Annotated in this window: 8 protein-coding genes; 6 read left to right on the top strand and 2 right to left on the bottom strand. The window is 66.7% G+C overall.

Features of this window, described 5'->3' with window-relative positions; all coding sequences use genetic code 11:
* Window positions 1-406 precede the first annotated feature (406 nt).
* The 5 genes from Q7A36_RS36985 (at window position 407) to Q7A36_RS36965 (ending at window position 5520) form a co-directional block, all read left to right on the top strand.
* Window positions 407-1477, top strand: a complete 1071-nt coding sequence (locus Q7A36_RS36985; protein WP_305108805.1) for a cupin domain-containing protein — start codon at window positions 407-409, stop codon at window positions 1475-1477.
* A gap of 312 nt (window positions 1478-1789) precedes the next feature.
* A complete protein-coding gene (locus tag Q7A36_RS36980; protein WP_305108804.1) occupies window positions 1790-2431 on the top strand; it encodes a hypothetical protein in 642 nt (213 codons plus the stop codon).
* Between the two features lie 17 nt (window positions 2432-2448).
* A complete protein-coding gene (locus Q7A36_RS36975) occupies window positions 2449-2919 on the top strand; it encodes a cation:proton antiporter domain-containing protein (protein WP_305108803.1) in 471 nt (156 codons plus the stop codon).
* A 1294-nt stretch (window positions 2920-4213) separates the two neighbouring features.
* Complete coding sequence (locus Q7A36_RS36970; protein ID WP_305108802.1) at window positions 4214-4708, top strand: response regulator; 495 nt, start codon at window positions 4214-4216, stop codon at window positions 4706-4708.
* A 317-nt stretch (window positions 4709-5025) separates the two neighbouring features.
* Entirely contained in the window at window positions 5026-5520 is a 495-nt protein-coding gene (locus Q7A36_RS36965; RefSeq protein ID WP_305108801.1) for a site-specific integrase, read from the top strand.
* A 126-nt stretch (window positions 5521-5646) separates the two neighbouring features.
* Here the strand turns inward: Q7A36_RS36965 and Q7A36_RS36960 are convergent, their stop codons facing one another.
* A complete protein-coding gene (locus Q7A36_RS36960; protein ID WP_305108800.1) occupies window positions 5647-6873 on the bottom strand; it encodes an IS256 family transposase in 1227 nt (408 codons plus the stop codon).
* Between the two features lie 40 nt (window positions 6874-6913).
* Here Q7A36_RS36960 and Q7A36_RS36955 point away from each other — a divergent pair, with 40 nt between their 5' ends.
* Window positions 6914-7291, top strand: coding sequence for a site-specific integrase (locus tag Q7A36_RS36955; RefSeq protein ID WP_305108799.1), 378 nt, complete (start codon window positions 6914-6916; stop codon window positions 7289-7291).
* A 421-nt stretch (window positions 7292-7712) separates the two neighbouring features.
* Here Q7A36_RS36955 and Q7A36_RS36950 read toward each other — a convergent pair.
* Window positions 7713-7991, bottom strand: a 279-nt coding sequence (locus Q7A36_RS36950) for an integrase core domain-containing protein (RefSeq protein ID WP_305108798.1), incomplete at its 5' end; no start/stop codon positions are given.

Genomic DNA, 7991 nt, shown 5'->3' with positions numbered 1-7991 from the left:
TAGTAGCCGCGATAATGAGCATCAGCTTGCGAATGTGCGCAGGCCTGTGAGTCCGAGAGTTACCTAATGCTAACGCGGCGGAGGCAGTCCCCACCTCTGCATTCTGGCTTCCCCATTCCTACGGTGTGTTGCGCGACATTGTCACCACACGTCCTCGGCGCGACGTCCTTCGGCAGATACTCGCGCAGTTCAAACCACCGCATTACGCGCCACGTTCGCGGCGCAGCGGGAAATCCCTCCCAGCCTTCGCCACCTTACAAGGATCGCTCCGCATGACCCCGACAGCCCGTCGTTCCCTGCTTACTGCCACGGCGGCCGGCACCGCCCTTGCTCACGCCAGCATCGCCCGCGCCGCCGACCAGCCTTCGGAGCGGGCCGCAGCCGACCCGGACCGCGCAACGAGGCGATGGAGAAGGCGAATCCTAGCGAGTCCACACCGCCGCCGACCGATCATGGCAACCTGGGCGGTCTGCGCTATTCCTTCTCGGCATCGCACAACCGGCGCACCGAAGCGGGCTGGGCGCGCGAGGTGACCATCCGACAGTTCCCGATCGCGACCGATATCGCCGGCGTCAACATGCGCCTCGGACGCGGCGCGGTGCGGGAGTTGCACTGGCACAAGGAAGCCGAGTGGGCCTACATGCTTTATGGCAGCGCTCGGATCACCGCGGTGGACACCCTGGACCGGCACTTCGTCGCTGACGTGAGCGAGGGTGACCTCTGGTACTTCCCCTCCGGTATCCCCCACTCAATCCAGGCCCTCGGCGACGACGGCTGTGAGTTCTTGCTGGCCTTTGATGATGGGAGCTTCAGTGAGGATAGCACCTTCCTCATCACGGATTGGCTGGCACACACGCCGAAGGACATCCTCGGCAAAAACTTTGCCGTGCCGCCCTCGACCTTCGACAAGGTACCGCAGAAGGAACTCTATATCTTCAATGCCCGGATGCCGGGTGCGCTGCAGGACGACTTGGCCCAGAGCCGGCAGCCGGTGGTACCAGAGCCGTTCAACTTCCGGCTGCACGACGTCCAGCCGATCGAGACCCGTGGTGGTCGGGTGCGCATTGCCGATTCGAGCAACTTCAAAGTCTCGGCCACCATCGCGGCGGCACTGGTCGAGGTCGAGCCGGGCGGCTTGCGCGAGCTGCACTGGCATCCAAATGCTGACGAGTGGCAGTACTACATCCAGGGCGAGGCGCGGATGACCATCTTCGCCAGCGAGAGCCGCGCCAACACGGTGGACTTCAGCGCAGGCGATGTCGGCTATGTGCCGAAGTCGATGGGCCACTACATCGAGAACACCGGCAGGACGACGCTGCGCTTCCTAGAGCTTTTCCGTGCCGACCGCTATGAGGACGTGTCGCTTGCCGGCTGGATGGCGAACACGCCGGCCCAGCTCGTGGCGGACCACCTCAAGGTGGACGAGCAGTTCCTGCGTAGCCTGCCGGAGAAGAAGCACCCGGTGCTGCCAGCGTGACCGAAGAGAGGCCGTAGTGACGGCCGCTCCATGTCAAGGCGATCCGGTGCGGTCGGCACGGGTAACCTCGTGCTCCACGCCGATGACCATGGTGTCGGCTGTGATGCCCGGCTCTGCTATCGTGCGACCACGTCCGGCAACGTGTCGTCGGCGCGGTGATCGGCGCCTGAACTGCCTTGCCGTGCACGCCGGTCTCCCTCGCCGCCGACCTGATCGGGCTCAGTATAATCGGCGCCAGGGTCCGCGCTGCCTGGCCAGCTGGTCCCGGCGTGGCGAAACGCCCATTGCCGCTTTGCTACGAGGAGCGGTGGTGTGACGGCGTTGGCCCTGGCGCTCCTCGGCTTTGCCGTGCTGGCGGCGAGCTGGCTGAACCTTGTTCTGGAGAGGGCGCCGCTGTCGCTTCCGATGCTGGCCGTCGGTGCAGGCTGGGCCCTGGCCCGCCTTGCTGGGAGCACGCAGTTCGCTTTCGTGCACCGCAACCTCATCCACGATGTCGTCACTCTCGTCCTTGTTGCCGCCGTGATGGGCGCGGGTCTCGCCATAGACCGACCGTTCGGGCTCCGCGGCTGGGGCGGCACGTGGCGACTGCTCGGCATCGCCATGCTGATCTCCGCCCTCGGCATAGTCGTTGGGGTGTGCTGGACTCTCGACTTCCCTATCGGGATTGCCATTTTGCTGGCCGGGATTCTCGCGCCGACGGACCCGGTGCTCGCGCGAGCGGTGCAGGTCGGGCCGCCCGGCTCTGGCGAGGAGGGCGAGGCACGCTTTGCCCTCACCTCGAGGCCGGGCTCAATGGTGGGCTCGCCCTTCCCTTCGTCCTGCTCGGCCTCGCCATCATCCAGCACGCTGAGGCGGACCCCTGGACCGATCTCGCCCTTACCTGGCTGGTTCGGGATCTGGCTTGGAAGATCGTCGCGCCGGTCATCATGGGCATCGCACTGGGCTAGGGTCTGATCGCAATCGGTCGGTGGTTGCCGGAACGCCTGCACCTCCCCGCAACGCGCGACGGCTTCGTCGCGCTTGGGCTCGGCTTACTCGCCTACGGTTTGGCCGACCTCGCCGAGGGCTACGGCGTCGTTGCGGTGTTCGCCGCGGCTACGACGTTGCGGAATCTCGGCAGTGCCCCCGACTTCGAGCAGCGCCTTCACAACACGACCGAGCAGGCCGAGCGCGTCGCCATGGTGCTCGTCCTCGCCGCCTTCGGCGCCGCTATTGCCGGCGGTTTGCTCGCACATATAGGTTGGGCGGATGGCATCTTCGCGCTGCTGCTCTTCGCCGTGATTCGGCCCGCGGCTTGCCTTGCGAGCTTCGCAGGGTCTGCAATGCCAGTGACGGAGCGCTTTGCGATCGGCCTTTTGGGGATCCGTGGTCTGGGTTCGTTCTTCTACGTAGGGTATGCGGTTACCCACGGGCTGCCTGCGGAGTGGAGAGACCGGCTGTAGGTCATCGTGGGGCTCGTCGTGCTCGTCTCTGTCCTAGTGCACGGCGCGGGCGCCGGCCCAATGCTGCGGCGTCTGACGCTTGGTGCTGGCAAAGGCAACACAAGCTTATAACAAGGCATTCGCCTTCGAGAGATCAATGCATCGTTGGTTACCGTGGCGCCCCTTCTTCCTCCGTGCGCACCCACGGTTGCCCGCCCGCGTCGTTGGAGCCGCAGCTCGGGCACGCGTGAACGGGCAGACGCACGCCGGGGTGGCCGGCGTCCTCGCGCCAGCCAGCTAGCGCAGTCAACACTGGCGGCTCGGCGCACCGGCACCAAGCGTCGTCCATCGGGCCCGCCCCTCTTCGTCCATACCGCTGTTCGCGTTCGCGCAGGTGCGCAATCTCCCGGCGTAACCGGGCCACATCCGCGAGCGAGGTACCCACGGGAGCCGGCCCGCCGCCTCGTTCGGCACGACGTCGCGCCGCGCCAACAGCGGCGAGCGCGTGGAGGTCCCGCGCGTGCTCCAGCGCTACACGGGTGACCTTCCGCGCGGCATCCGCAGCGGCGATCAGTTCGGCAGTGGTACCGGGCCGGGGACTGTCCCGCTTGTCATCCATAGACGTGCTCCTCAAACACCAATCCTCATGACACTACCGGAACGCTCATTCCCAGCTCGGCTAGATCAGAGTGCAAATCAAAATGAGCAGTAGGGTCGCTCCCTGAGTGACCTTGCTCTAAGGCCGCCCGCTTCCCCAAATCGGGCGGCCACCACCCTGGTTTCGCGTGTCGCGGCGGCTTGTTGGTCGGGCGCGAACGTGGCAGGCGGAGCTGACGTTCCAGCGAAGCTGGGCGCTGCGTCCAGCCTGCCTCATCTCACTCAGCCGCCACTCCGTAACGGGCGGGCGGCACTTTCGGCAACACTACATCGCGTCAGGATAGTCCGCTGGAGTGAGAGGGAGCCATTCAGCTCCAGCCCGTATTCGGCGCCTTGAATGGTCGCACGCACGGTAATTTTCGCTTCCAGCTCCCAAAGCGGGAATGTCGTGTGCGGACGTTTGTGCTGCCAGGACTCTGAGACACAAGTGTCAGGTATCTGACACCAGCCCCCAGTCACCTGTTTCTACCGGTTCCGAGCCGCGTCGCTTTCCCAAAACCGGTATGACGTGGGACGCGTTCGACCGCCGATCGGTAAAGGCCTCCCGTGCATCACGTGCCCAGCCAGGAGCGTCCCCGGGCGCCGAAATGCCCCGGCCGCGAGTGTGCATAAGCTCCGTGCTGCCTGAACCGTCAACAGGGGTCGGAAAGGCAGTTCCATGCACACCAAACATGTGCCCCACCATTGCGCCGTGCTGCGAGGCCGCCGCGTCCTTGTCGTCGAAAGGGAGGCGCTAACTGCCATGCTGATTACTGGTAGCGTCCGAGACGCCGGGGCCGAGGTTATTGGCCCCGCGTTTGCCGTAAGCGAGGCGCTTGAGCTGATCGAATGTGCGGAGGCCGATGGTGGACTAAGCGCTGCAGTGCTGAACATTGATTTCCAGGGCACGGTGGTCTCACCAATCACCGATCGTCTAGCCGCGCTTGGCGTGCCATTCGTCGTCGCCATCGGCTACAATGAGGGCTCCGACTGTGAGGACCCTGCCGCAGCGCCGGTTTTGGTGAAACCCTTCAGCCCTGACGTACTGGTGGCTGCGACTGAGCTGATGGCAGCGCTCTCTCCAGCCGCCCGTGCCAACACCGGACCACGCGCCAACAGCGCCGAGACTGTGCAAAGCCGTGGGGGCAGGCTCCTCGGGCGGCCAATCCGGTAAGCTCCTGGCCTGCGGGGGCGAGGGGAGCGGGGCCGGGGAGGGAACTGGTGTGGCTAGTGACGGAGCTGGCGTTTGGGATGGCGACAGAAACCGAAGCTGCCCAGGTCGAGCGTAGCGAGGCGCTCGGGCTGGCTGCGCTAGGCCCGATCCATGGACGATACGGCCACAACCCCAGCGCCAGCCGCCCCCGCCAGCACCGCGCCGGTGCTCTCCGATGGCCTGCGGGCCCAGATCGAGGACGGTCTGCACGAAGCACGCGGTACCATGGCCGGCGAAACCGTGCGGGCGCTCCGCAAGGGTGTCACCGCCTTCGCCGCATGGTGCGCGCCGCGTGGCCTCTGCCCGTCTCCGGCCGCGCCGGACGTGGTGGCTGCTACGTCGACGACGTGCACGACCAGGGCGGCAAGGCGGCTGGCATCCGGCAGGCGGTCTGGGCAATTGGCCGGCTGCACACGCTGGCGCGGCTGGCCAATCCCACCGAGGACCAGGTCGTCGCCCTCGCAGTGACGCGTGCCGTCCGCGCCAGCGGTTCTCGCCAGCGCCAGGCCGCGCCGCTTGGCGAGCTTGCTGTCGCGCGTATCCAGGCTACCACCGGACTGCGCCTCGTGGACCTGCGTGACTTTGCCATGCTGCTGGTCGCCCGCGACCTGTTGGCCCGCCGCTCCGAAGTCGTCGCGCTGCAGGTTGAGGATCTGGAGTTCGCCACCAACGGCACGGCCACCGCGCTGATCCGTCACAGCAAAACCGATCAGGCCGGCGAAGGCGTGGTGCTGTTCCTCGGCCAATCCACGGTGAAGGCGCTGCGCGACTAGCTCAACGCTGCCGGCATCGTCGCCGGACTGATCTTTAGGCCAGTCAACAAGGGCGGTCGCGTCGGTGCCGTCGCAAAGGCTGTAGGAAATCGCGTTCAGCGTCTCCGGCGCGATGACGGTACCGCCTCAGGCAGCGAGGTCAATCATGCTCTTGGCAGGCGGCTGACTCAGGGTCTGCCAGCCGTCGACCTTGCGCATGCTGATCTGGCCTGAGGCGAGCAAGGCCCAGAACAGCATCGCCGCGGTCTCCGCCGAAGGCAGCACGGTCTGGGTCTTGATGCGGCGCTTGAACTCCTCATGCAGACGCTCGATCGCGTTGGTGGTCCGTGCCGACTTCCATTGGCCGGAGGGCAGCCGGGTGAAAGCGAACAGCGCCTCGCCGGCTTCTTCCAGGCTGTCGGCAACGGCCCGGCATTTCAGTCGCCACTTGCGCAGGAACGCCTTCCGCCGCGCCTCGATCTCCTTCACGGTCTCGGCGTAGATCATGTCCGTGTAGTCGGCCGAGACCTCCTCGTGCAGCCGCTCCGGCGCATGGGCAAGGAGGTTGCGGTGCTTGTGGACCGTGCACCTCTGGGCCGGCACCGCCGGCCAGAGCGCGGCCAGCGCTTTCTCCAGGCCAGCCGCGCCGTCGGTGATCAGGAACTCCGGCGTCCGCAGCCCACGGGCGATCAGGTCATCCAGCACCGCCCGCCACGCCGCCTCGCTCTCCCCGCCCATGCTGCGGATGGCGAGCAGCACCTTCTGCCCGTCCCGGCGCACGCCCAGCACCACCAGCAGCGACACCGAGGTCGCCTTGCGGTCCAGCCGGACCCGCACGACGGTGCCGTCCAGGATCAGTCGGACGATGTCCTCGTCGCCGAGATCGCGCCGCCCCCAGGCGTCCCAGTCCACCTTCACCTTGCGCCAGGCCCGGCTGACCACGTCCTTGCCCACCGCGCCGCGGAACAGCGCCACCAAGGCCCGCTGCACCCGCCGCGTGTTGGTCCCGGCCAGGTAGGCACCCGCGATCAGCGCCTCGAGCTGGCGTGTCCGCCGGGCGTAGTGCGGCAGCACAGCGCTGCGCCATTCGCGGGTGCTGCCGTCCTCGGCCCGCAGCCGGGCCCGCGGCACCGCGAGCTCGACCGGCCCGAAGGAGCCCGTCAGCTGCCGCGTCCGGTGGCCATGCCGGTGCCCAACCGCCCCGCCGGCCCGCTCGTAGCGGCCACGTCCCAGCGCCGCCTCGAGCTCCTGCTCCACCAGCTCCTCGATCAGGCCGCGGATCCGGCCCCGCAGGCCGGCCTCTATCGGGTCGAACCAGACCTCCCCGGCAAACAGCCCCTGCTCGGCAGCACCCTTGCTGCTATCCTTGTCCATGGCGTGGTCTCCGCCGGCGCGCCAACGCCGGAGTCGGTTTGTGGAACAAACCGGAGACTACGCCGCCCTGATTTCCCACCACACCCGCGACGGCACCGATGTGAGGCTGACCCATCCACCTTCGCTGGAGACGGTTCGATGGGCTTCCTGCCGATGGGTCAGCCTCACATCGGGCTGGTATAAGGTGGCGGCGATCCTGAAGCGGATGGCTGGCCGCGCCGGGCTAAATGCCACGCGCATCTCCGGGCACTCCTGCCGCGTCGGCATGGCGCAGGATCTGGTGGCGAGCGGCGCGGACACGGCGGCCGTGCAGCAGACTGGGCGCCGGAAGACACCCGTCATGCCGGCGCGGTACGTCGAGCACCTGGAGGCCGAGTGTGGCGCGGTCGCGCGCTACCACCAGCGGCGCGGAGACTGACGGCCAGTCGCGCGATCCGGGCGGCAAAATAGGCGGCATTGTCGGTGCCGCGGATAGGCTTTGCCTGCGCAGAAAAGTGCGGCACCGTGAGATGCCGCTGAGTCTGGGAGGATCCGACCGAGCGCAACCGGGAAGCTGGGTTGGCTCCGTCGAGGCACCAACGAGACGTGTCGTGGGATGTTCCACCGATCACGAGAAGTGTGCGGAGCTAAATACTAACACATAGCGGCAAAAGTCTGCTGGCTGACGTTGTCCAGTGATTAATGGCACAGACATCGTCATGTCTACCAAGTACTTGGGAGCTGGGCGCGGCGCGGTCGCGCGTTACCATCAACGACGTGGAGGCCGATGCTGCCCGCTGGCGTTGTTGCGATGGGAGCCGGAAATGTACCGCACCCGGCTGTCTGGACAATAGGCTGCGTTATGCGGCGTGCCTCAAGGTCTCCTGCTGCCAGGCGGCGCGCATCTGGGCGGGGCTGCGGTATCCGTTCTTCTCGACCAGCCACTCCGCGTTGTAGCGGGCGACGAAGGCACGGACAGCATTGCGCACATCGTCGATGGTCTGAAAGATGCGGCCGTGGATCGCCTGCTCCTTCAGCGTGCGGAAGAGCCTCTCGATCACGCCGTTCGTCTCGGGCTCAGCGACAAAGGCATAGCTCGGCGCCGCACCCCAGAACTTCACCTGCTTCTGGAAAGCGTC

This window comes from Paracraurococcus lichenis, from assembly GCF_030657435.1.
Taxonomy (GTDB): Bacteria; Pseudomonadota; Alphaproteobacteria; order Acetobacterales; family Acetobacteraceae; genus Paracraurococcus; species Paracraurococcus lichenis.
The sequence above is the reverse complement of the archived record's forward strand: the minus strand, read 5'-3'. Positions and strand labels throughout refer to the sequence as shown.

Excerpts from the sequence above, each read along its gene's own strand:
- Q7A36_RS36960 (WP_305108800.1), bottom strand. The coding sequence starts at position 6,873 with ATGGACAAGGATAGCAGCAAGGGTGCTGCCGAGCAGGGGCTGTTTGCC.
- Q7A36_RS36985 (WP_305108805.1), top strand. The coding sequence starts at position 407 with ATGGAGAAGGCGAATCCTAGCGAGTCCACACCGCCGCCGACCGATCAT.
- Q7A36_RS36970 (WP_305108802.1), top strand. The coding sequence starts at position 4,214 with ATGCACACCAAACATGTGCCCCACCATTGCGCCGTGCTGCGAGGCCGC.
- Q7A36_RS36965 (WP_305108801.1), top strand. The coding sequence starts at position 5,026 with ATGGTGCGCGCCGCGTGGCCTCTGCCCGTCTCCGGCCGCGCCGGACGT.